The sequence below is a fragment of the Marinomonas sp. 63XJN7_9_ISO-PGPR-S23-217 genome (assembly GCF_056173515.1).
The window spans coordinates 1,376,620-1,397,890 of the sequence record NZ_CM149678.1 but is presented as its reverse complement, the minus strand read 5'-3'; the positions used below and the strand labels follow the sequence as shown (position 1 = coordinate 1,397,890).

The 21,271-nt window shown below is 42.6% G+C and carries 27 protein-coding genes; 10 read left to right on the top strand and 17 right to left on the bottom strand.

The genetic code is table 11. The features are described from left to right. Positions 1-9: 9 nt before the first annotated feature. Together AC0VYI_RS06545 and AC0VYI_RS06540 are read right to left on the bottom strand one after the other, a co-directional pair. Positions 10-729 carry a (Fe-S)-binding protein gene (locus AC0VYI_RS06545; protein WP_475448114.1) on the bottom strand — a complete coding sequence of 240 codons (720 nt, stop codon included), beginning with the start codon at positions 727-729 and terminating at the stop codon, positions 10-12. A gap of 281 nt (positions 730-1,010) precedes the next feature. Beyond that, positions 1,011-2,039, bottom strand: a complete 1,029-nt coding sequence (locus AC0VYI_RS06540; RefSeq protein WP_475448112.1) for an ABC transporter substrate-binding protein — start codon at positions 2,037-2,039, stop codon at positions 1,011-1,013. 463 nt (positions 2,040-2,502) lie between these two features. On the opposite strand from AC0VYI_RS06540, the gene AC0VYI_RS06535 reads away from it, so the two are divergent. The 3 genes from AC0VYI_RS06535 (at position 2,503) to AC0VYI_RS06525 (ending at position 6,822) form a co-directional block, all read left to right on the top strand. After that, positions 2,503-2,964: an Lrp/AsnC family transcriptional regulator gene (locus AC0VYI_RS06535; protein WP_199477314.1), complete on the top strand. Its 462-nt coding sequence runs from the start codon at positions 2,503-2,505 to the stop codon at positions 2,962-2,964. A gap of 74 nt (positions 2,965-3,038) precedes the next feature. After that, on the top strand, positions 3,039-4,763 hold the full coding sequence (locus AC0VYI_RS06530; protein ID WP_475448110.1) for an aminotransferase class V-fold PLP-dependent enzyme: 1,725 nt from the start codon (positions 3,039-3,041) through the stop codon (positions 4,761-4,763). Positions 4,764-5,043: 280 nt separating this feature from the next. After that, positions 5,044-6,822: a diguanylate cyclase domain-containing protein gene (locus tag AC0VYI_RS06525; protein WP_475448108.1), complete on the top strand. Its 1,779-nt coding sequence runs from the start codon at positions 5,044-5,046 to the stop codon at positions 6,820-6,822. A 19-nt stretch (positions 6,823-6,841) separates the two neighbouring features. Here AC0VYI_RS06525 and AC0VYI_RS06520 read toward each other — a convergent pair whose 3' ends face one another. Continuing rightward, a complete protein-coding gene (locus AC0VYI_RS06520) occupies positions 6,842-7,309 on the bottom strand; it encodes an MOSC domain-containing protein (protein WP_475448106.1) in 468 nt (155 codons plus the stop codon). A 246-nt stretch (positions 7,310-7,555) separates the two neighbouring features. Between AC0VYI_RS06520 and AC0VYI_RS06515 the strand changes: the two genes are divergently transcribed. The 6 genes from AC0VYI_RS06515 to AC0VYI_RS06490 all read left to right on the top strand — a co-directional run bounded on the left by AC0VYI_RS06515 (position 7,556) and on the right by AC0VYI_RS06490 (position 11,422). Then, the gene (locus AC0VYI_RS06515) at positions 7,556-7,816 is read left to right on the top strand and encodes a DUF4212 domain-containing protein (protein ID WP_199477311.1); all 261 of its coding nucleotides are present in this window, start codon (positions 7,556-7,558) and stop codon (positions 7,814-7,816) included. A gap of 4 nt (positions 7,817-7,820) precedes the next feature. Next, entirely contained in the window at positions 7,821-9,587 is a 1,767-nt protein-coding gene (locus AC0VYI_RS06510; RefSeq protein WP_475448104.1) for a sodium:solute symporter family protein, read from the top strand. 147 nt (positions 9,588-9,734) lie between these two features. Next, positions 9,735-10,250: a hypothetical protein gene (locus tag AC0VYI_RS06505; RefSeq protein WP_475448102.1), complete on the top strand. Its 516-nt coding sequence runs from the start codon at positions 9,735-9,737 to the stop codon at positions 10,248-10,250. Positions 10,251-10,287: 37 nt separating this feature from the next. Continuing rightward, a complete protein-coding gene (gene bluB / locus AC0VYI_RS06500) occupies positions 10,288-10,767 on the top strand; it encodes a 5,6-dimethylbenzimidazole synthase (RefSeq protein ID WP_475448100.1) in 480 nt (159 codons plus the stop codon). Further along, complete coding sequence (locus AC0VYI_RS06495; RefSeq protein ID WP_475448098.1) at positions 10,764-10,940, top strand: hypothetical protein; 177 nt, start codon at positions 10,764-10,766, stop codon at positions 10,938-10,940. The genes bluB and AC0VYI_RS06495 overlap by 4 nt, the downstream gene beginning before the upstream one ends. Before the next feature lie 281 nt (positions 10,941-11,221). Beyond that, entirely contained in the window at positions 11,222-11,422 is a 201-nt protein-coding gene (locus AC0VYI_RS06490; protein WP_199477307.1) for a hypothetical protein, read from the top strand. A gap of 225 nt (positions 11,423-11,647) precedes the next feature. Here the strand turns inward: AC0VYI_RS06490 and AC0VYI_RS06485 are convergent, their stop codons facing one another. The 6 genes from AC0VYI_RS06485 to AC0VYI_RS06460 all read right to left on the bottom strand — a co-directional run bounded on the left by AC0VYI_RS06485 (position 11,648) and on the right by AC0VYI_RS06460 (position 14,809). Beyond that, positions 11,648-12,139 carry an Mpo1 family 2-hydroxy fatty acid dioxygenase gene (locus AC0VYI_RS06485; RefSeq protein ID WP_475448096.1) on the bottom strand — a complete coding sequence of 164 codons (492 nt, stop codon included), beginning with the start codon at positions 12,137-12,139 and terminating at the stop codon, positions 11,648-11,650. Positions 12,140-12,218: 79 nt separating this feature from the next. Continuing rightward, entirely contained in the window at positions 12,219-12,455 is a 237-nt protein-coding gene (locus AC0VYI_RS06480) for a glutaredoxin domain-containing protein (RefSeq protein WP_475448093.1), read from the bottom strand. Between the two features lie 87 nt (positions 12,456-12,542). Next, positions 12,543-13,205, bottom strand: coding sequence for a uracil-DNA glycosylase family protein (locus AC0VYI_RS06475; RefSeq protein WP_475448090.1), 663 nt, complete (start codon positions 13,203-13,205; stop codon positions 12,543-12,545). Between the two features lie 4 nt (positions 13,206-13,209). Further along, positions 13,210-13,725 (bottom strand): GNAT family N-acetyltransferase, encoded by a 516-nt coding sequence (locus AC0VYI_RS06470; protein ID WP_199477304.1) that lies wholly within the window; start codon positions 13,723-13,725, stop codon positions 13,210-13,212. A gap of 57 nt (positions 13,726-13,782) precedes the next feature. Beyond that, a complete protein-coding gene (locus tag AC0VYI_RS06465) occupies positions 13,783-14,232 on the bottom strand; it encodes a GNAT family N-acetyltransferase (RefSeq protein WP_475448088.1) in 450 nt (149 codons plus the stop codon). A gap of 163 nt (positions 14,233-14,395) precedes the next feature. Next, positions 14,396-14,809: a hypothetical protein gene (locus AC0VYI_RS06460; protein ID WP_475448086.1), complete on the bottom strand. Its 414-nt coding sequence runs from the start codon at positions 14,807-14,809 to the stop codon at positions 14,396-14,398. A 222-nt stretch (positions 14,810-15,031) separates the two neighbouring features. On the opposite strand from AC0VYI_RS06460, the gene AC0VYI_RS06455 reads away from it, so the two are divergent. Further along, positions 15,032-15,883 carry an AraC family transcriptional regulator gene (locus AC0VYI_RS06455; RefSeq protein WP_199477301.1) on the top strand — a complete coding sequence of 284 codons (852 nt, stop codon included), beginning with the start codon at positions 15,032-15,034 and terminating at the stop codon, positions 15,881-15,883. 94 nt (positions 15,884-15,977) lie between these two features. Here AC0VYI_RS06455 and AC0VYI_RS06450 read toward each other — a convergent pair whose 3' ends face one another. From AC0VYI_RS06450 to AC0VYI_RS06415, 8 genes are all read right to left on the bottom strand, one after another. Next, positions 15,978-16,460 (bottom strand): FKBP-type peptidyl-prolyl cis-trans isomerase, encoded by a 483-nt coding sequence (locus AC0VYI_RS06450; RefSeq protein WP_199477300.1) that lies wholly within the window; start codon positions 16,458-16,460, stop codon positions 15,978-15,980. A 267-nt stretch (positions 16,461-16,727) separates the two neighbouring features. Beyond that, a complete protein-coding gene (locus tag AC0VYI_RS06445) occupies positions 16,728-17,093 on the bottom strand; it encodes a DOPA 4,5-dioxygenase family protein (protein WP_475448083.1) in 366 nt (121 codons plus the stop codon). A 144-nt stretch (positions 17,094-17,237) separates the two neighbouring features. Then, positions 17,238-17,873, bottom strand: coding sequence for a TetR family transcriptional regulator C-terminal domain-containing protein (locus AC0VYI_RS06440; protein WP_199477298.1), 636 nt, complete (start codon positions 17,871-17,873; stop codon positions 17,238-17,240). A gap of 131 nt (positions 17,874-18,004) precedes the next feature. After that, positions 18,005-18,478, bottom strand: a complete 474-nt coding sequence (locus tag AC0VYI_RS06435; protein WP_199477297.1) for a HugZ family pyridoxamine 5'-phosphate oxidase — start codon at positions 18,476-18,478, stop codon at positions 18,005-18,007. Positions 18,479-18,687: 209 nt separating this feature from the next. After that, positions 18,688-19,059 (bottom strand): DUF2750 domain-containing protein, encoded by a 372-nt coding sequence (locus AC0VYI_RS06430; RefSeq protein ID WP_475448081.1) that lies wholly within the window; start codon positions 19,057-19,059, stop codon positions 18,688-18,690. A 99-nt stretch (positions 19,060-19,158) separates the two neighbouring features. Beyond that, positions 19,159-19,848 (bottom strand): pseudouridine synthase, encoded by a 690-nt coding sequence (locus AC0VYI_RS06425; RefSeq protein WP_475448079.1) that lies wholly within the window; start codon positions 19,846-19,848, stop codon positions 19,159-19,161. 32 nt (positions 19,849-19,880) lie between these two features. Next, on the bottom strand, positions 19,881-20,411 hold the full coding sequence (locus AC0VYI_RS06420; RefSeq protein ID WP_475448077.1) for a GNAT family N-acetyltransferase: 531 nt from the start codon (positions 20,409-20,411) through the stop codon (positions 19,881-19,883). 128 nt (positions 20,412-20,539) lie between these two features. Continuing rightward, positions 20,540-21,172 (bottom strand): YitT family protein, encoded by a 633-nt coding sequence (locus tag AC0VYI_RS06415; protein WP_475448075.1) that lies wholly within the window; start codon positions 21,170-21,172, stop codon positions 20,540-20,542. Positions 21,173-21,271: the final 99 nt, after the last annotated feature.

Here is a 21,271-nt window from a genome sequence, read left to right as displayed (position 1 = left end):
CCTTATCAACTAACGGCTCGCCAACACTTCTGCAATGTGCATAACCTTGATCGCCTTCCCTTCACGATGAAGACGTCCTCCTATGTTCATCAAACAACTGATGTCGGCACCAATCAAATAATCGGGTGTAACCTCACTCATATGGCGCACTTTTTCTTTAACCATCTCTCCAGAAATCTCACCCATTTTGACAGAGAAGGTTCCCCCAAAACCGCAACAGGTTTCTTGATTATCAATGGGTAATAACGTCAGACCTTCTACCTCGGCCAACAAGGACAAAGGTTCATCCCGTACACCTAACTTACGGATTAAACTACAAGAAGGATGGTAAACGGCCGTTCCTACCAGCTTCGCTCCCAGCTGCACTACCCCTAATTCGCGAACCACAAATTGGGTTAATTCAAAAAGACGGTCGGCAACGGCTTGTGCGCGCTTGGCCCATTCTGGCTCGTTTCTTAAATATTCAGGATAGGCCTTGACCATGGCTGCACAAGAACCCGCTGGGGTAACGATGGGATAATCATTGCACTCGAAGGCACGAATAAACGACTTCATTGCTGGTTTACTGCTTTCTACATAACCACTGTTTATGGATGGCTGGCCACAACAGCTTTGGGCCTCAGGAAAAATCACCTCGCAGCCTAACTGTTCTAATAGGGCGACGGTGCGCTTCGCGACATTGGCTTTCACTGTGTCACATAAACAGGTGACAAAAAAATTAACCTTCATACTGGCTCCTAGGGCCTTGTTATTAGAAGGCCCTAACATAAAGTGATGGTATAAGAATTACCTTATAATGGCGCTTTATGGCAAAAAGTATAGAAGCAGATTTGTCTTCAAAAGCGGATAGAAAACAATAAAAGCCAGCAAGAAAACTTATCTCACTATTTTTTTGATAAAATTCAATACGTTAAAATTAAAAGGAAAAACAGGACAATTTTAATTACATCACTTTAAGAAACAATCTATCGTCACATGCGAAATAATGAGAAATGTAGCGGTTATATGGCTTATTTTTCGCCCCCCTTAAGGCGACCTTGTACAGCATCTAAGGCAATGGCCATTTGCTCCAATCCATCGAACAAGCGAGTTGAGGCCCTCATAGCTAAAGCATCCATAATAACAAAGCGATTTTCTTTCACTGCAGCCATATTACGCGTATAAGGATTACTTTTAAGAAACGCAATCTTCGTTTTATAGTCATCCGCAGCCCAACGACGGCGATTCATTTTCGCCAGCACAATAACAGAAGGGTTCGCCCTAGAAATGGCTATCCAATCCATAAGGGGCCATTCCTCATCAGAATGTGCAATGTTCTCTATCCCTAAAGCATTCAAGATGTAGCCAGCCGGGCTATTTCGACCAGCAACATAAGCAGGGCCATCCAGCTTCGGACTAGAATACCAAAACACCGCTGACACATTATTTAACTCATCCTTTTTCGCCCGCGCAATTGCATTCGCTTCTCTTTCTTTTAAAGAAGCAATAAACATGGCTCCTCTTTCCTGCTTATCAAAAATCTTAGAAAGTTCTTTAATCCCCTGATACAGGGAGTCGGTATTGAATATATTGGCCCGAGTTCCATCGTTACCAACAGCATTATCTTTGTTAATACAGTCTGTCGGCAATACATAGGCGGCAATGCCATGAGACGCAAACAGCTCTCGAGTGCCTATTACCCCCTCCTTACCAACATACCACTCAAATTGTGAGCCAATAAAATCTGGCTTTTGCTGCAAAATGGATTCAAGGGTTGGCGTATTATCTGATAAGCGAGGAACGATTTTATCTAGCTGTGCAAATTGCGGAGCAACGTCATTCAACCAGACACCTGTGCCGACCATTTTGTCCCATACACCCAGCTGATAGAGGGTTTCAGTGACATCCTGACCAATTGATACCACCGCCTTGGGGGCTTCTAGATAAGTATGTTTATATCCACAATTATCTATTGTTAATGGATATTGAGTCTGCGCAAAAGACGACGCACTCACTAAACCAACCATTAAGCTCATAACAACACAGAATGAATGACGCAAAAGAGGCCTCCTTCGTTTTAAAACGCTTTAAAACGCTCACTTGAGACCTTTTCATGATGTCATGAGTCCAGACAAAACAAGGCAAAAACAGACGACAAAGTGGAGTTTATGGGTGATATAAGAGCATTTTAAGTCTGTTTTCCACAAAGTATTGACGAAAGCAGTCGTCATGCAAAGATCTCTATTTACAGAAACGCATGCTTCTTCCCCAAAAGTCACCAATGTGAGACCCATTCTAAGTATTGTCTAGATTCTGGTAACCATCATGCTCATTTTTTCTCCCTACTTCATGAAATATAGACCGCTATTTAATAAATATTAGATTTTTTGGCATTATTTTTTCGTCTGTTATCGAACTATGATTCCTAATATGCCCTCTTTTTAGAAACTAGGTTGCATAGGACTTAAAAAAAACACATCATTTGAAAAAATTCCCTAAAAAAAAACACAAAAAGAGAACAAAATGACTTTAGATAACATAGATATGCAACTTCTTGCCTTAATTCAAAGTAATGATAGTATTTCTAATGATGCTCTTGCTAAGCAAGTTGGGCTCTCAAAAACCCCATGCTGGCGCCGCATTCAAAAGCTCGAAAACGCTGGCTATATTAAACGACGAGTGGCGTTATTGGATGCAGACAAACTTGAGCTTGCGGTATCAGTGTTTGTCCAAGTGAAAACGAATCAACACGACGTAAATTGGGCCACGAACTTTTCTCAAATTGTGGCGGAATTTCCAGAAGTGGTGGAGTTTTACCGCATGGCAGGAGAATACGATTATTTATTACGAGTGGTGGTAAAAGACATCCCCGCTTACGACCGATTTTATAAACGCTTAATCAGCGCAACCGCTCTGACTGACGTGACCTCAAATTTTGCGATGGAACAGATTAAGTATACAACGGAACTGCCTTTATCTATCTAAAAGCAGGCCATTATCGCAGCAAAAATAGAGAGATCCGTCACAGGTAAAACATTTATTAATAAAGGCAATCTCGAATGCAATCTACTGTCAAAACCACTCCTCAAAAAATGACAACAAACGCCACTATAAAGACTAAAGAGAAAGAGGCACTACTCGAACGTATTCGACAAGGCATCATTGGCAAAGAGACGTTGATCGACACCCCGTTTGGAACGCGTAGGCTGACTTACGCAGATTACACCGCCTCCGGACGCAGTTTGCAATTTATCGAAGATGCCATCCTGCAGCATGTTATGCCCTACTATGCCAACACCCATACGGAAGCCAATGCCACAGGCCAACAAACGACGAGCTATCGTGAACAAGCTCGTGAACAAATACGACAAGCGGTCAATGCCAGTAGCGATGACCTTGTTTTATTTTGTGGTAGTGGTGCAACCAGTGCAGTGAACACCTTGATCACCCAGTTGGGGCTAAGAGACCTTACCACTCAAGAAAAGCACAATACCATCATTTTTATCGGTCCCTATGAGCACCATTCGAACGAATTACCATGGCGTGAGCTAGGCCTAAAAGTGATTCGCATTCCCCAAGCGGAGGAAGGAGGCGTGTGCATCAAAACACTGGAAAATCAGTTGCAAGAACATCATGGTAAACGCCTTATTGGATCATTCAGCGCCGCTTCCAATGTCACAGGCATATTATGCGACCAAAACGCCATTACCGATTGCCTACATCGTTACAAGGCCTTGTCTTTTTGGGATTTTGCCGCCGCTGCACCTTATATTGATATTGATATGAACCCCCAACAGAATAAGCAACTAGCCAAAGACGCCCTCTTTTTCTCGACACACAAGCTGGTTGGCGGTCCAGGCACACCGGGGATACTCGTGGTCAAGCGCGCCTGCATTAAAAACCAAAAGCCAAGCCATATTGGTGGTGGTACGGTCTCTTTCGTCACCCCAGACTCCCATACTTTTTTACCGATTGGCGAACGCCGTGAAGAAGGTGGCACCCCCGCCATCATAGAATCCATTCGTGCTGGCCTCGTCTTCCAACTCAAACAAGCGGTTGGCGTCGATACGATCCTCAACAAAGAACACGCCTGGGTGCAAAAAATACAGTCTCGTTGGAGTCATTCTTCAGCAGTTGAACGCTTAGGTCATGCCGATGCCCCCAGCCTTTCCATCACAGCGTTCCGTATCCGCACTGACTATGGCTATTTGCATCATGGTTTTGTTACCTCTTTATTGAACGATTTATTTGGCATCCAAGTTCGTGGCGGTTGTTCGTGCGCGGGTCCATATGGGCACCAACTATTAGGAATAAATGAAGCTCAGTCCAAGCGCATTCAAGAAGCCATGGCGAAGGGCGAAAAACTCGTCAAACCAGGCTGGGTACGCTTTAATCTCAATTACTTTTTAGAAGAAAGCGAGGTTGATTTTATTCTTGATGCAATTGATTTTGTCGCGGAACATGGGCTCGCTTTATTACCCTATTACGCCTATCTCCCTGAAAGTGACTTATGGCGTTTTCAAGGCAAAGTGGCAGCCACGACCAACGACCTTAACACTTTATTATCGGCAACGTTATCGACCGCCCCTCAAGAGTCTTCTCTACAAACGTCGACGCTAGATAAGAAGCAAGATTGGATGAACCGATCAAGTTATTTCGCAGCGGCATTAGACATCATTTCAGATTGTCAAAGCGGCCATTATGCTCGTCAGCAACAAGCTTTTAATGAACAATATAAAGACATCAAAACATTCGTTTTGGCTGAAGATTTGCCACTCTCTTAAATATTTCAAGGCTTTACTTAAGTCCATATAATCAATGGTAAAGCCTTCTTTTTCTGACATATAATGGACAATCAATTGCTTCATCGTCTCACACGGACAAGCTTACTTGTATTTTCAATATAACGATGTTTGCTTCTAATCATTATTTTTTTTCGGAGAATTACTAAAAAACATTACATGAAACACGACAATCTACATGACTTTAGCCAGTACATCAGGTTATATAGAGCAATAGAAGTACGTTATTTTTCACAAATAGAAGTACGTCAGGAGACGAAACATGGCAAATGAGGCTAATACAAAGCTCAAGCCGTTGAAACAATTAGGCTTTCGCCTAAATTTAGTTCTTTTAAGTGTTCTTAGCTTCTATGTTCTGACAACAGGTTACAGCCTCTTTACCTTACGAGAACAGTCCCAAGAGTTTGAAGCATTGTCTAACTCCTATTTTGACCGAGCAATGCATGCAGCAGAATTATCTCGAGAAGCAGAAGTCATTGCCTCTGACACTCTAGTCAATATGCTCAACCAAAGCTATGACGACACATACATTCAAACTCCAACCATTGGCCTGCCTGAACAAAACAAAAATATTGTCAATAATGTTTCATTTGAAAGTTCCTTTGAAGATATTCGTCAGCAATTAACCGCTAACACACCACATGAACAAGCCTTAATTGACAAGATAGATAGGTTAAAAAAACCCTACTTCGACACTATTCGTATCTTAAATAACTATCTGATTGAAAAAAGAAATATCACCCAGTTACAACGTAATATTGAGTCTCGTCTGCTAAGCCTACAAAAGAAAATCTACCTCCTCCCACAAACAACAGAACATCAAAAAAACCTTGTTGATGAGCTTATCAAAACCATCAATCTAAGTGTTCTGACATTGCACTCGACAACTTTCAATCAACTGATTACTCAGATGAACAGCATTTCCTCATTAATCTCAAACATGTCATATCAAGATAACTTGACATCATCTGAATGGCAAAACATTAGTCTTATCAGCAAGTTATCTAAGCAGGTATTCAACACAACACTTAAACGACAAATGCAACTCTCAGCCACGTTAATAGCAGTAAACAAAACGCGCATGGAAGCAAAAAAACTCAGCAATGCATGTTACGATCTTTATGTGTTATTAAAACAATCAACGCAAAAAGCCTCTTCGGCACACAAAGCATTTATCAGTAAAGTGATGCTAAAAATCGGCTTATTTAGTGTTATCTTTCTGTTACTAACAGGCATTGCATACTGGTTTATCCATCACTACCTGATTCGTCGTTTGAACCGATTAAATAGCGTGATGCTAGAACATGTCGAAGGCATAAAAACAAACATACCTCAGTCAGGTAATGATGAAATAGCAATGATGGGGAAAGCATTTTCTATTTTTGTCGAGGCGACCAATAAAGCGCAACAAGACTCCCACGAAGCTCAAAAGCGCACCGAAGAGGCCAATCAAAAGCTGACTCAGCTCAATCAGTCACTACAGCAATTAAGCCATACCGACGAACTTACTCAAATGGCAAATCGCCGACATTTCTTCCACGAGCTCACGAACATATGGCAACTCGCCTGTGAGAAACAAATCAGCATAAGCATCATCATGCTTGATTTAGACTGGTTTAAAAACTTCAATGATTACTATGGTCACCAAGCTGGAGATAAATGTTTATTTCAAGTGGCACAATTGATTCTAGCGGAAGTAAAAAGTACACAGGGTATCGCTGCCCGCTACGGAGGTGAAGAGTTCATCATTCTACTGCCCTATTTTGACCTAGACCGAGCAATGGTGTTCGCCAAAAAACTACAAAGCAAACTCTACGAAGAAGAGATCGAACATCATAAGTCGCCTAAAAAATACATTACGCTCAGCCAAGGCATCACCAGCCATATACCAAAGGAGGGGGACAAATTTGACCACCTCATCCATCTCGCAGACCAAGCCTTATATAGGGCAAAAAACAATGGACGAGATCAAATTATCGCTCAAGCGAATGAGGAGTATGCTCCATTAAGAACCTTACCCAGCCCATCCGACTCCCTATAGGGTGCAGATCGGTGACCATTTAATAAGATAAGTCATTACTGACGATAAAAGGCATACCCGTCTTTAAAATCCCTGTGCTTAACACATTCGCTCTTAACCCGCCACGATGCACCCAAGCTTTAACCACTTGTGGTGGCGATAGAGAATCATTGGCAAGCAACTGTCCCAAAAATGCACAAGGTTCACACAACTCCACTCCGTAAAAGCGCACATCGCCAATCATAAACTCTTTTCCAACTAAATGATTTAATCGCACTCCCTCCGTCACAATGTTTCGACGCGTGGCTGACAGTCCAATTTGTTGCTTAAAGTTCGTATTAAAAGCATCAATTTCTTCGCTTTCTACAAAGGTGATATTCTGACCTTCCTCTTGTCGTTTAGCATAGTTTCGATCACCGACAATGCCTTTTCCAGCATCCACTTTAACAGCTTCAATTTCAATCTGGGGCTTTTTCGACTTTTTGGCGACAAATATGTTTTTGATCATCCTCTTTTCCTTTTTTAATCAAACCGGCCTAAAACGATTCTCTTCAAACCACAGTAAGCAATGGATCTTTTCGTCGTGTTTTATTCATAACAATACGGCACCTCAGGCTTCTATGCTAACCATACCGCTCAATCTTACGCCACATCTTTAACACATATTTTTTAATTGTTTTTTACACAAAATAGACAAAACGCTGCTAAATTAAAAATGCGTTGTAAAACAATAATTATAAATAAGGAGATTACCGTGTCTAACCCCAAATCAAATGCTGAAAGATACTGGCAAGCTAACCTAAGACTCATACTAGGTTGCTTAATCGTCTGGGCATTAGCCTCTTATGGCTGCGCTATTTTACTACGCCCACTTCTATCAGGTATACACGTTGGAGGAACCGACCTTGGCTTCTGGTTTGCCCAACAAGGATCCATTCTTGTTTTTATCGCAATCACCTTTTTCTATGCTTGGAGAATGAACAAGTTAGACAAAGCATTTGGCCTAGAGGAGTAATGCTATGAGTCAATTTGTCATTAACTTCCTATTCGTCGGGGCTTCCTTTGCTCTTTATATTGGTATTGCTATTTGGGCAAGGGCAGGCTCAACCAAAGAGTTTTATGTCGCTGGTGGTGGCGTTCACCCAGTCTTAAATGGCATGGCAACCGCTGCAGATTGGATGTCTGCGGCCTCTTTTATCTCCATGGCGGGTTTAATAGCCGCAGGCGGCTATGCCAATTCCTCTTTCTTAATGGGCTGGACAGGAGGCTATGTTTTACTCGCCATGCTGTTAGCTCCCTATTTACGCAAATTTGGTAAATACACGGTACCTGATTTTATTGGTGATCGCTTTTATAGTAGCGGCGCAAGATTAGTGGCCGTTGCTTGCTTAATCATCGCCTCTACTACCTATGTTATTGGCCAGATGACAGGCGCTGGAGTGGCCTTCTCACGTTTCTTAGAAGTCAGTAATGACATCGGCTTACTTATCGCCGCCGTGGTAGTGTTTTTGTATGCAGTACTGGGTGGTATGAAGGGCATAACTTATACACAAGTCGCTCAGTATGTGGTGTTGATTATCGCTTACACGATACCCGCTATTTTCATTTCTCTGCAACTCACCGACACTTTCCTGCCCCCCATAGGCTTATTTTCAGACCACGTGGAATCCGGCATTCCGCTATTAGAAAAGCTTGATCAAGTTGTTCGTGAGTTAGGTTTTAGAGATTATACTGCAGACGTTGATAACAAACTCAATATGGTTCTATTCACTCTGTCTCTGATGATTGGTACCGCAGGTTTACCACACGTTATTATTCGATTTTTCACCGTACCAAAGGTGGCGGATGCACGTTGGTCAGCGGGTTGGGCTCTAGTCTTCATTGCATTATTGTATTTAACCGCTCCTGCCGTTGCTTCCATGGCTCGCTTGAACTTGTTAACCACCATTTACCCAAATGGCCCCACTGAACAACCAATAGAGTACGCTGAGCGGCCTGATTGGATCAAGAATTGGGAAACCACAGGTTTGATCAAGTTCCAAGATAAAAATGGCGACGGTCGCATCGAACTCTACAACGATTCGCCAGCTTTTGCAGCCACGGCAGCAGAACGAGGCTGGAATGGGAACGAATTAAGTGTCAACAACGACATTCTTGTATTGGCAAACCCAGAAATAGCCAACTTACCAGGTTGGGTTGTAGGACTGATCGCAGCAGGAGGATTAGCAGCAGCCCTGTCTACCGCTGCGGGTTTATTGCTCGCCATCTCGTCGGCCGTCAGCCACGATTTAATTAAAGGCACCATTAACCCTAATATTTCTGATAGAGGCGAATTACTCGCGGCTAGGATCTCTATGGGGGTCGCCATTGCCGTAGCAACCTATTTAGGCATGCATCCGCCGGGCTTTGCCGCCCAAGTCGTCGCCTTAGCTTTCGGCATTGCGGCTGCGTCTATTTTCCCTGCTTTAATGATGGGAATTTTCTCCAAACGCATCAACAATAAGGGAGCCATTGCGGGTATGCTGGCAGGTTTAGGCTGCACCCTAGTCTATATCTTCCTATTCTTAGGATGGTTCTTTATTCCAGGCACAGCCTCGTACACTAATACACCGGATAACTGGCTCTTCGGTATCTCTCCATTATCATTTGGAGCCATCGGCGCAGCCATTAACTTTATCGTTGCATTCATGGTCTCTTATATGACAGAAGAACCACCAAAATCCATTCAAGATCTGGTGGAAAGTGTGCGTTACCCACAAGGTGCTGGTCATGCTGTCGGCCATTAAGGCATCAAGCTCTATCCAATATTGAGGTTCAGGTAATATTGAAGTGCAAGGAACAAGAAACCGAACACGACAATCGTGTTCGGTTTCTTTGTTTATAGCAACTTCCTGTATGATGCTCACCAATCTAAAAAGAGTAAGAGAGAAACCATGTTTTGGGAATTCATTTCGACCATCTTTGCAGGACTAGGAGGGGCAGGCATTGCCCTTTTAATACGCCATTTGACAAAGAAAAAAGCCCCCGTCTGGTTTATTCCTGCCTTTGCAGGTTTCACCATGTTAAGCTTTCAAATACTGGGAGAATACGATTGGTATCCACATCAAGCCAGCTTATTACCAAAAGGCGTTGTCGTTGTAAAAACCGTGCAAGAGAAAACCCTGTGGCGCCCTTGGAGTTATATCTACCCTCAAACCGTGCGCTTTATCGCAGCAGATGTGGGTCATTCAGCCATCAATCAGCGCCACCCCAGTTGGGTATTAGTTGATCTCTATTTCTTTGAACGGCACCATAGTGCAAAACGCGTCACGCAAGTGATCGACTGTAAAAACGATGCTCGTTCCAACTTTTTCAAAACTGCGCAAGATTCCACCTTTGCGTGGCATAAACTAAAAAGTGATGACCCTATACTCACCACCGTGTGTGCAGGTATCGATACTGCCCACTAATTCCCACCATACAACGTAATGAATAAAAAACACCAAAATGAAAATTACCCAAGAAGAACGCGATGCCGTCTATAAAACCATTTTCGCCCGTCGGGATGTGCGTAAAGAATTTATAGATAACCCCATCCCTGATGACGTATTAGAGCGTATATTGATCGCAGCGCATCATGCCCCAAGTGTTGGTTTTATGCAGCCTTGGGACTTTATTGTGGTCCAAAACCCACACACCAAACGAAAAATAAAACAAGGTTTTCTCACCGCCCATGCGGAAGCCACAAACTTGTTTGAAGGGGAACGTAAAGAAAAATATCAAAGTTTAAAACTTGAAGGCATCGAAGAGGCACCACTGGGCATCTGTGTAACCTGTGATCGTAGTAGAACAGGTTCCGTCGTATTAGGACGCACAGCGAAACCAGAAATGGATTTATTCAGTGCCGTCTGTGCGGTACAAAACCTATGGTTGGCAGCGCGGAAAACATCGGGGTTGGTTGGGTCAGTATCGTTCACGACCATGTGATTCGAGAGGCCCTTCACATTCCAGAGAACATCGATATCATCGCTTATCTCTATGTTGGTTACGTTGACCATTTTCAGACCACCCCCGATCTAGAACGTTTTGGCTGGTTACCAAGAAGGGAAGCCAAAAGCGCCATCCACTTTGAGTCTTGGTCTCATCCAATAAAAGAGTAAACTAGCGTTTATACTGACATCACACTCATCGGCAAGTAAAAAAACAGCTCTATTTTACAGCTGTTTTTTTACATCAAACGCTTTACCCTCCACTTCGTCATAAAGCTTCTTACTCGTAAATCAAAATAGTTGAGTTTAATTCATCAATAAGGATAGAAAACATCGTTTGTTATTTAGACAGCCGCCCTCTAATATTATCCTTGTAGTCAGAAAGTTGAATCAATTAAAGACTACATGATCTAAATAAGCTACTAGCTACTAAATGGAAAGAGGAATACATTATGAAAGCTCAAAAACCTATTGAAGAATTACTTGCTGGTGTCGATACTAAATATCTCTCTGAAAGTGAAAAAGCGACTTTAATTGCTCGTGTAAAAAGCACTGAGTACGCTTTAGATCTTGTCTTTGCTGCTGCCGCTTCTATGAAAAAAGTCGTCAGTAAATTTAACGTGTACGCATCTAAACTTGCGCACCTTGCTTAACTGTCACGTCAATAAAACATATTTCTAAGAGCAACTGAGCAAGCATTAATAACAGGCCTCTCATCCTAACATGGTCTTTTAAAAATGACTTACTCTTCGGGATCACGCGCTAGAATAACAATAAGCGCCAGCTCTCCCGCTTTATTTTCCCTCCTAATATTTTCATCCCTTTTTCTATTGCCTTCCTTATGATCAGACATAGCGTATTTTATTATCTATATGCTTCTAATCTGACGCTGACTTAATATCTTGCTCTAACGTTTTTTGCATCCCTAACAAAAAAAGAACTTCTACCAACACAAATAATGGCCCCACAATCAATCCTACAATATCGTCAATAAAAGCAGGTTTTCGACCTTCATAGTAGTGGCCCACAAACTGACACATCCAACCGACAACAAATAAACCAATACCACTTACCAGCCAAGAGAATGTACCGAGATTAGCTACTTTATCCCCAATCCATAGGGCCATGAGCAACAATACACACATCAAGACGCCTAACACTCGATCAAGCCGTAAATAGAAAACGCCTGATAACACGGCAAGGAAAACAGCAGGTGATATAAACAGCCCGACTAACTCCCATTGGGGGCGAGACAACAAAATAGCGACGGCCACAACAATCATAGGTATTCCCACAAAATGTGTTGCAACATTTCGTCTATCTCGATGATAAGCAGCATATTGAGAAAGATGTTCGACGAGCGTTTTCATGATGACGTTCTCCTTGTGTTCTTATTGTTATAAGACCTAAGTAAAACGCATTTAAAAAACAAATCAAGCTAAATGACTATCAAATAATCGCGAAACGGCGCTGTAGGTCGTGAAAGCCACCGATATATTCATCGTCTAAAAATATCTGTGGTAAAGTATAAATATCGTGACCAATCAGCCTAGACAACGTCACTCTGGTCAAATTCTCACCCTTTATATCCACATAGTGATAAAGAACATTATTGTCCTCCAAGACTTGCTTCGCCCGGCGACAAAACAAACAGTCATCGTGCCCATACAATAAGTATTTTTTCATAGCCACCTTACCTCATAAAAAATCCACTCTATAAGAGTCACGAGGCTATATATAATCAATTGATTTTATTAAGTATATTGTAAAAAACTATTCGATATTGCGGATCATAACCGTAAACAAGCCAACATAATGCCGCCCTATTTTATTACGAGTGTACTTTGAGATAATATGTGCAACGCTCATTTTTAGCGCTGGCAAAACCTCTTCTTCAAACCAAGGGTTTTGCTTTAGCCAACGGTTATTACGAGGACTTGGGTGAGGTAAAGGCAGCTTGCCTTGAGCTAAATATTCTTTCCAATGTTTTACTTGTTCTGTCACCGATGCTTTCCCTTTCACACCTAGATGATAGGCTTGGGCATAAGAACCCAGCACGATAACTAATTCAATGCTTTTAAGTTCAGCCAGTAATGGTGCCCGCCATAAATCCGCACACTCTTTCCTTGGAGGCAAATCCCCAGATTTCCCCGTCCCAGGAAAGCAAAAACCCATGGGAATCAGTGCTATCTGCTTAGCATCATAAAAAACGTCTTTTGATACTCCCAGCCATTGACGTAGTCGATCACCACTTGGATCATCAAAGGGTCGTCCTGCTTCATGAGCTTTTTGCCCAGGAGCTTGCCCTGCAATCAAAATTTTTGCATCAGGATGGATTTGTAGAATGGGCTTTGGGGGCAAAGGAAGACAAGCTGCGCAATGCTGACAACCAAGAATCGCTGTTTTTAGCTCAATAAAAGAGGAATGGATCATCATCGACTCAAAGCGTTATCCAATACCGAGCAACAGGTTTCGGAAAAACCTTTCCTAGCCTAATATTTTCTAACTCGCCACCATTCGCTTCAATCACTTTTCGGGATGGCCAATTGTCTTCATCTGCTGTAATCAGAGCACGTTTAATCCCTAATGCTTTCGCCTTTGGTAAGGCTAAACACAACATGGTTTTTCCATACCCTTGACCGCGATATGAAGGCGCAATGTCATAACCAATATGACCACCCTCTACCTCTAAGAATTCACTCGCTATATTGTGGCGGATACGAATTGCGCCAATAATGGTGTTATCATTTTTCATAAACCAAAAACAGCTGCATGGCACATAACCATCTTTTAAGTTAATTCCTTTAACATTATCGCAAAGACGCTGAATATAATCAGAAAAACTCACTCGACCTTCAAAATAATACTGACCATTTTCAACATCATATTGTTCATAATCATTACAAAACGCAAAAAAGGCATCCTCCAGCTCTAATGAAGGAACAACTAACCTCATAAATACTCCTTAGTCCTCTTTATGGATAAATTAGTCATTTTGAGGGAAGATCACACATTATGACGCTGCGAGCGACAAAAGCATAGAAACAAAATCCTCTTCTTCCTCTATTATCACATAGCCAAGGCCTTGATAAAATTGAATCGCGTTTGCGTTACATTTAAAAGAGGATAAGGTCACGGCAGTACAACCATTTTCCCTAGCCTTTTTTTGAACAAAAGCCATGATAGAGGTGCCAATATTTCGTTGCCGCCACTCGGGGAATACAATTAGCCAATGAACATGACAGAAAGCATTATGACGCTTGTAACACAGTACACCAACGCGATCTTTTTCTACTTTTACCCAATAGAACCAATCTAGGGAATACTCATTCTCTAAGCGCTGACGCTGAAATGTATCCTCCCAGCCAAATACCGCATCAACATATGGAAAGATACCTTCCTTAATACGAACAAACAAATCCTCAAATTCGCTTTCTACTATGGGCTCTAACACGAGCTTCATACCACTGCCTTACCCTATTCTGCCTTAAGACTGACCTTAGAATGCTTCTTTTTAAATGGCAATAAAAAGATTCTTTTATACAACTGGCAGCAATGAGAAGCTTTCACAGGGAAACAGGTTAGAGCCTATTTTGGCTATCGAATGCTTTTCTAATTAGCTCGACCTAAAAAGGTGTCCATGCTTCTGTTTGTTCGCTTAGCAACAATGTGTGCGCCAAATCCAGCGCCTCGTCCTTGGTGGCAACCATGAACATAGGATAGCCCCAGAATTTCTCATAAATAATAGCGAACGCTTTAGTTGCCAGCCTTTTGGCTGTATTCGGCTCGATGTAGATGGTAGCTTTAACGAAGGATCTCAATTCACTCTTATGACGTTTCATCCAAAGTGATGTTTGCTTCATTTCTTCCGGTGAATGTTCGTGATCACCTTTATCAAGCCCCTCGCTGTTGAGCAAAACAAAGACTTCTTTGCGAGCGAGCAATGTCTCAAACTCGGCAAAAGATGAAGCCTCGGAATCGGTACCCGGCGTATTTAGTTGTATCCAAACTAGAGGGAACTGCGAAGTGTCAATTAACATGTCAATACTCCTTATGAATATAAGAAAAATCGCTAGCGGTCACACCTCGCCAGAAAAATGTTCCTCTTTTTTGGAGGTGCCATGCTCTGATAGAGCAAAACAGCTAGCATGGTTAATCTCACAATACCTTAGGAATAACTGGACGTCATTTCATAATTTGGCCATAATATTTTTCAATTAGGCCAGAGCATTCTACCTTCAATCCGAGGTTCAGCACTTACTATGTCGAACATTGCCATCACAGATCTGAACGTAACCCGAGACGTTGATAACGTCCCTCGGCCCGTTGTCGCTTTAGGTGCTACATCGGTAACTAAGGATTGGGAACATGCGCGCCATCAGCACCATAAGGCACAGCTACTTTACTCCGTTCGAGGTATTCTCAACTGTGAAATCGAAGACGGTGTCTGGATCGTGCCACCGCAATGCGCGATATGGATACCGGGAAATTTACCCCACTCGGCCTGTGGGTCGGGTGAAACAGAGTGTTATTGCCTATTCGTCGAGCCCGATGCCGCACCCGATCTGCCAAAAACCTGTTGTACAATCTCTGTATCTCCGCTGTTACGTGAGCTACTTCTGAAGGTGTCAGGAGTTCCCGAGCTATATGCTCTGGGGGGGCGAGAAGAGCGACTGATTGCCACATTACTGGATGAGTTGGCGGCAGCGCCAGTGGAAGACCTTCATCTGCCAATGCCGCGCGACCCGCGATTGCGCCGCCTAGCAGAAATGCTATTGGCCGATCCTACAGACAAAACGTCAAAGGGCGATTGGGCTATCCGTCTAGGCATGAGCGAGAGAAACATGAGTCGGCTCCTGCTGCACGAAATAGGTATGAGCTTCGGACGCTGGCGTCGACAACTGCATGTGATCCTTGCACTGCAACGCTTGACCAAAGGGGAAAGCGTGCAAACGGTAGCATTAGAGTTGGGGTACGAAAATGCCAGTGGGTTCGTCACCATGTTCCGCAAGGCGGTTGGTAAGCCTCCAGCACGATACCTCTCGGATCGAACGATGGACACAGAGCCTGCCACTATACCCGGCATCATCATCACCGAGCAAATTTCCCTCTGAGTACGGTGCTAGCGTTATTTTGACATAAAAAAACGGCCCTGATACCAGAAGCCGCCTTTTTTGCGTGTTATGTTGATTCAGCTTACGCCTAGTTCTAGTGGTGATGACCACCTTCACCATGAACATGCCCATGTTCTAGTTCTTCAGCTAAGGCCTCACGAACATCGACAATTTCAACATCAAAGTTCAATGTTTTACCCGCTAATGGATGATTGCCATCTAACATTACACCATCTTCTTCCACACCAATGACCGTTACAGGTTGCTGACCACCTGGTGTTTGAGCCATAAACTGCATGCCAACTTGAATGTCATCAACGCCTTGGAAATTCTCGTGCGGTACTTTCTGAATCAATTCTTGATGTACTTCACCGTAGCCATCGGCAGGCGCTACTTCTACATTTAATTTATCACCCGCCACTTTGCCTTGAATCGCTTTATCTAAACCATCAATAATGTTCTGAGCACCGCTCAGGAAGACGAGAGGTTCTTGACCGATAGACGAATCCAGTTGCTGACCTTGGTCATCAGTCAATGTGTAGTGCATGCTTACTACGGCGTTTTCAGAAATTTGCATTGTCTTCTCCTAATTAAAAGTGAATAAGGGAACGAGTGCTTGATACAAGCAAACAGACTTTGCGTAACACCGCCACAACACGAACCCAGACTGTAGTAGTTTGTCCAACTATGATAACGCGACATAGATTGAATAACTACCGTATAAGCAATCAAGTTTGGGACGTTCAATCATTTTTCTAGGGGGACTTAAAAAAACTTTTAATACGAAGCAAAAAATACGCTTAACACTGAAAACATAAGCATTTTTTTATTGTGAACAATATCCTTAACTCGCATCGAACTGAGAAATATCCAACTTATGGGCATGACCTAACCAAATTACACCTTGAGTATGATCAAAATAATCATCACCCGTTACCGGATGAACAAACACATCAAGGGATTGACGATTCAGCATCAACCAGGGAATAAGGTCTGTAAATGTTTTGACAGCAAACGATAATTGACAGCTCCAAAGCGGGTGAGGGCCGACAGGCTGTCTATGAAAACGACCGACCTGTACTTCAAACAAATTGCTCACCTGCTGTGCGACCTGCTTTGCCAATTCAAGGCCGGACTCATCTCGATAATACAGATGAGCATGATAAGCCTTGATATCTGATGCCTCTACAGTCCGTCTATTTTGTTTCATAGAGAGTCTTCTACTTCTATATAATGTCAGGCCTTCTGAAAAATATAAGGCCTTATAAATAGCAAAAGGCCAAAAAACAACCCCCTGTTTAAGGGAATTCTCCATCAGCCTTATACCATTGTTACAACCAAGATAAGCAGTCGATCAGGCCACCTGAGATTGCGGTAAACTCAAGCCAACACCTTGTAAAATAATGCTACTGACGGTGTCACCCACACGCTTTAGATCCACTTCATCCTGAGCCTCTTTATGAGACAGTGCCAGTATTTGAGCCTCAAAATCTGCATAGTGCTGAGTCGTTGCCCAAATCATAAATATCAAACTGGTTGGATCAACAGAGCGCATTTTTCCACTATCAATCCACGCTTGAATAACAGCCGTTCGAGAGTGAAACCAAGGACTTAACTCTTCCTTTAAATAGTCACGAATATGATTCGCACCACTAATGACTTCCATAGCAAAAATACGTGAAGACCGGCCTTGTTCGAAACTTTGCTTTAGCTTTATACGAATAAAACTATCCAGCACTTGCGCTGGATCATCCTCCACCGTAGCGCGATCAAACAGATCATTCCAGCTGCGCACAATTTTATTCAGCACTTGTTTGTACAAGTTTTCCTTCGACTGAAAGTAATAGACAATATTCGGTTTTGGTAATTCGGCACGATCAGCAATATGTTGCAAACTGGCACCATTAAACCCCTTCAAGCCAAATTCCACTTCAGCCGCGTCTAAAATACGAGTAAAAATTTCTTCACGGTTACTTTGACGCTTACTCATTACTTTCATAAATCCTTGTTAACTGCTCTCTACATAAACCCTATGTTACTTAGTTCGTCACCCTATTCAGCCTAAGCATTAAAGTGCAACGAAAATTTCACAATAAAAATAATGAAAATCGTCCATACCTTTTAATAAAGCACACTATCATCAATGACATGGTCGTTTTTGAACTGTTGAATAAAGTTCACTTTCTCTGGGTCTAAACGAACCAAGTAAAAATCTTTCTGGGCAACTAACGTCGTCACTGTCTCGCCAAAGCGCTCAGTTAACAGCTGAATCCCTGTTGCCCACTCTTCACTATCTTGCTCAATAAACTCTGCGGTTACATCATATTGAACACGAGGACGTAGGTAAGGATTATTCGACTCGGACTCTTTTTGAACAATCATCACACAACCAATCGGATTATTATGCAAATGATGAGTGTGAGGAGAAAGCTCACTCACTAATAAATAAAAGCAGTTCTCACCCAAAGCATAGGGAGCGTAAGAAGAGAAAGGACGGTTCTGCAAAGATAGCGTCGCCAACTGTAACGCTGTGGCATTTTCTAAAATGGTTTTAATTTGATTGGATATTTTCGATGTATCGGTAGACATTGTCATGGTGTACTCCTTTTAAAGATGACACCTCATCCTACCACAGCCTTTATTAGCCGCATTAGATAGATATCATCTTTGTTAGTTAATCATCTAAAAAATACGCTTGCCTTTAAAAAAGTATTACCTTGTACTGTGCTTTGCCTTCTGACAAGTACAAACACGCAAAGCACTGAAGTTGTGCCAAACCTAGCAGCCTACTTTGTACTGGTAAACTATTCCAAAAGTGCTTTTAATTCTTGAGCAGTCGATAGTTTGCCTTCATCCTCGATATTTGGGAATACAGCAATCGTAATATTGTCCTGCATTAGGCTGGGTAACCATTGGCCTGTAAAGGTTGAAAGTTCAACCGCAACAGGGTCACAGTCATCCCAGTCTTCTACCGCCCATTGGCTAGCAAACTCTGCGTCAGGCCAAACCATAACACAATCACCATCATCTGTTTCAACCATAACGAATCCTTCTTCGTTACTAAGACTCCAAACGGTTTGTGTTTGTTTCGCTTGCTCGACAAAATACGCTAAACGTTCACTGTCTGGCGCAATCAGCAATTGGACACGTTCGTCCATCGTCAACTCTTTACTCATTTGAATTCTCTCTTACTCAATGATGGAACATGGCACTTATTAATTGATCGCTAATCCTATTTCAACCGCTCTCTATGAAACAAGTAGACAGATACAGGTTTAAAAATACGCCACTTCGTCTTTTGTCAGCTCACGAAACTCACCTGGTTGCAGACCCTCATCCAATACCAAAGGGCCAATTTGATCACGGTGTAAGGTTTCAACTCGGTTTCCCACCGCCGCTAACATACGCTTGACCTGATGGTATTTTCCTTCCTGAATCGTCAAAAAAATCTCTGCCTCAGCAATACGCTGCGCTTTAGCGGGTAAGGTTGGAACCTGTTCACCATTGAGCATCACGCCTTCTTCTAATTGTTTAAGGGCATGATCATCAATCGGCTCAGCCAACGTCATACGATAACGCTTTTGACACACACTTTTTGGAGAGGTTATACGATGTAACCATTGTCCATCGGTCGTTAACAGCAATAACCCTGTTGTATCCTTGTCTAAACGCCCTACGACTTTCAAGGGCTGGCCTAAATGTGTCCCCAATAAATCAATAACAATGGGATGATCAGCATCTTGGGTCGCACAAACATAGCCCAACGGCTTGTTCATTAAATAATAGCCTTCAGAAGGCCAAGCCAGAGGTCGTGCATCCAAACAAACGACATCCTTCTCTTCTACTGGATGGTTGGCTTTTTTAATCACCTCACCATTGACCGTTACACGGCTTTTAGCGATCGCTACTTTAGACGCTTTACGAGCGAGGTTTGTCACATGGGATAAATAAAAATCAAGTCTCAAAAGATCGCCTATGGCTATGGGTGAATATACACTTACGAGAATACTTCGTGTGTGGGTTCAATTTCTTTATAAAAAAAAGTGGCATTGTGTAACGCACCATTGGCACTACGAGTGTAGCCAGGTACTTCTCCAAAGGGAATATAACCAAGTTTGATGTACATGTCATGGGCCACATCATCACTGCGCACTTCCAATATCAGCAATTGACGCTGCATGGCCGCCGCAACGCGCTCCACCCCTTTCATCAGCATGCTTCCCAAGCCATGTTCGCGAGCTTGAGTATGCACCATCAACTTTTCAACATCGCAGCGATGTAAAGCATTGGCTTTAGGCGACATACCAATTTGTACGCTACCGACGATTTTATGATCCTCACGAACCAGTAAAACTTGCTTCAGATTTACTTTTAAATCGTCATTCACGGTTAACCAATAAGACTTGGCCTCCAACTCACTCATAGGAGGTAAAAAACCGATGGGAGCCCCAGAATCAACTGCATCACACAGCAATTCAATTAGGTCATTAAGGTAAGGTTTAAGATCATCAACTTTGAGCAGCTCCAAACCAAGTTTCCTTCTTTTATCACAATGCTTCTATAATACCTGAGCGCGACCACATAGGAAATCGTCGCGCTCGTTTATTAAAAAAAACAAAATGAAATGGCTTTAGCGCGCTCAGTGCAAATAGCCGACTAAGCAGAGACATTCCCCAAATAGCGACCTGGTTTGTGATTCACTGCGATGATCATATTTAAAGCAACGGCACCAATAATCGATATGGCCACCAGAGACATATCAACAATAAACAGTGAAGACGTCAAAATGGTCAAGTCAACCAGCATCTGAAACTTACCAATAGACCAGCCATATTTATCCGCCAAGAAGCGTGACAATATATTAATGCCTCCCAAGCTCGCATCATGACGAAACAGCATCAAAAAACCGACGCCCATCAAAAAGCCACCAACCGCCGCCGCATACACTGGCTGAACACTCGAAAAAGAAACAAGCCGAGGCGTCACTTCAGAAAAAAAAGACAAGCAAAAAACCGACGCAAAGGTCTTTAACGTAAATTCCCAACCGATGTGCCGAATGGCAATCACATAAAAGGGAATATTGATCAAAAAAAACGCCTCACCAAAATTCAACGAAGTAGTGTAATTTAATAGAAAAGCAATACCTGCTGTACTGCCTGTTAGCAAACCCGCCTGAGCAAATAAATTGACACCCAGCGAAATAATTAAGGTGCCAATCAGAACTGCTAGAACGTCTTCTAGGCGGGTATGGCGTTTAGTTGAAGCAGAAGCAACCGTAGAACGAGACATAGTTTTCTCTATTTAAGTCACATAATAAAAGGGGAAAATGAGGAGCGGATTTTAGTGAATACAACCAAAGAGACCAAGAGAGCGGAACAAGACAAAATC

Coding starts and splice junctions, on each gene's coding strand:
- AC0VYI_RS06445 (WP_475448083.1), bottom strand. CDS start 17,093: ATGAAACAAAATAGACGGACTGTAGAGGCATCAGATATCAAGGCTTAT.
- AC0VYI_RS06520 (WP_475448106.1), bottom strand. CDS start 7,309: ATGATCAAAAACATATTTGTCGCCAAAAAGTCGAAAAAGCCCCAGATT.
- AC0VYI_RS06460 (WP_475448086.1), bottom strand. CDS start 14,809: ATGTTAATTGACACTTCGCAGTTCCCTCTAGTTTGGATACAACTAAAT.
- AC0VYI_RS06435 (WP_199477297.1), bottom strand. CDS start 18,478: ATGACAATGTCTACCGATACATCGAAAATATCCAATCAAATTAAAACC.
- bluB (WP_475448100.1), top strand. CDS start 10,288: ATGAAAATTACCCAAGAAGAACGCGATGCCGTCTATAAAACCATTTTC.
- AC0VYI_RS06490 (WP_199477307.1), top strand. CDS start 11,222: ATGAAAGCTCAAAAACCTATTGAAGAATTACTTGCTGGTGTCGATACT.
- AC0VYI_RS06480 (WP_475448093.1), bottom strand. CDS start 12,455: ATGAAAAAATACTTATTGTATGGGCACGATGACTGTTTGTTTTGTCGC.
- AC0VYI_RS06440 (WP_199477298.1), bottom strand. CDS start 17,873: ATGAGTAAGCGTCAAAGTAACCGTGAAGAAATTTTTACTCGTATTTTA.
- AC0VYI_RS06430 (WP_475448081.1), bottom strand. CDS start 19,059: ATGAGTAAAGAGTTGACGATGGACGAACGTGTCCAATTGCTGATTGCG.
- AC0VYI_RS06510 (WP_475448104.1), top strand. CDS start 7,821: ATGAGTCAATTTGTCATTAACTTCCTATTCGTCGGGGCTTCCTTTGCT.
- AC0VYI_RS06450 (WP_199477300.1), bottom strand. CDS start 16,460: ATGCAAATTTCTGAAAACGCCGTAGTAAGCATGCACTACACATTGACT.
- AC0VYI_RS06455 (WP_199477301.1), top strand. CDS start 15,032: ATGTCGAACATTGCCATCACAGATCTGAACGTAACCCGAGACGTTGAT.
- AC0VYI_RS06485 (WP_475448096.1), bottom strand. CDS start 12,139: ATGAAAACGCTCGTCGAACATCTTTCTCAATATGCTGCTTATCATCGA.
- AC0VYI_RS06505 (WP_475448102.1), top strand. CDS start 9,735: ATGTTTTGGGAATTCATTTCGACCATCTTTGCAGGACTAGGAGGGGCA.
- AC0VYI_RS06465 (WP_475448088.1), bottom strand. CDS start 14,232: ATGAAGCTCGTGTTAGAGCCCATAGTAGAAAGCGAATTTGAGGATTTG.
- AC0VYI_RS06475 (WP_475448090.1), bottom strand. CDS start 13,205: ATGATGATCCATTCCTCTTTTATTGAGCTAAAAACAGCGATTCTTGGT.
- AC0VYI_RS06535 (WP_199477314.1), top strand. CDS start 2,503: ATGACTTTAGATAACATAGATATGCAACTTCTTGCCTTAATTCAAAGT.
- AC0VYI_RS06530 (WP_475448110.1), top strand. CDS start 3,039: ATGCAATCTACTGTCAAAACCACTCCTCAAAAAATGACAACAAACGCC.
- AC0VYI_RS06545 (WP_475448114.1), bottom strand. CDS start 729: ATGAAGGTTAATTTTTTTGTCACCTGTTTATGTGACACAGTGAAAGCC.
- AC0VYI_RS06470 (WP_199477304.1), bottom strand. CDS start 13,725: ATGAGGTTAGTTGTTCCTTCATTAGAGCTGGAGGATGCCTTTTTTGCG.
- AC0VYI_RS06525 (WP_475448108.1), top strand. CDS start 5,044: ATGGCAAATGAGGCTAATACAAAGCTCAAGCCGTTGAAACAATTAGGC.
- AC0VYI_RS06415 (WP_475448075.1), bottom strand. CDS start 21,172: ATGTCTCGTTCTACGGTTGCTTCTGCTTCAACTAAACGCCATACCCGC.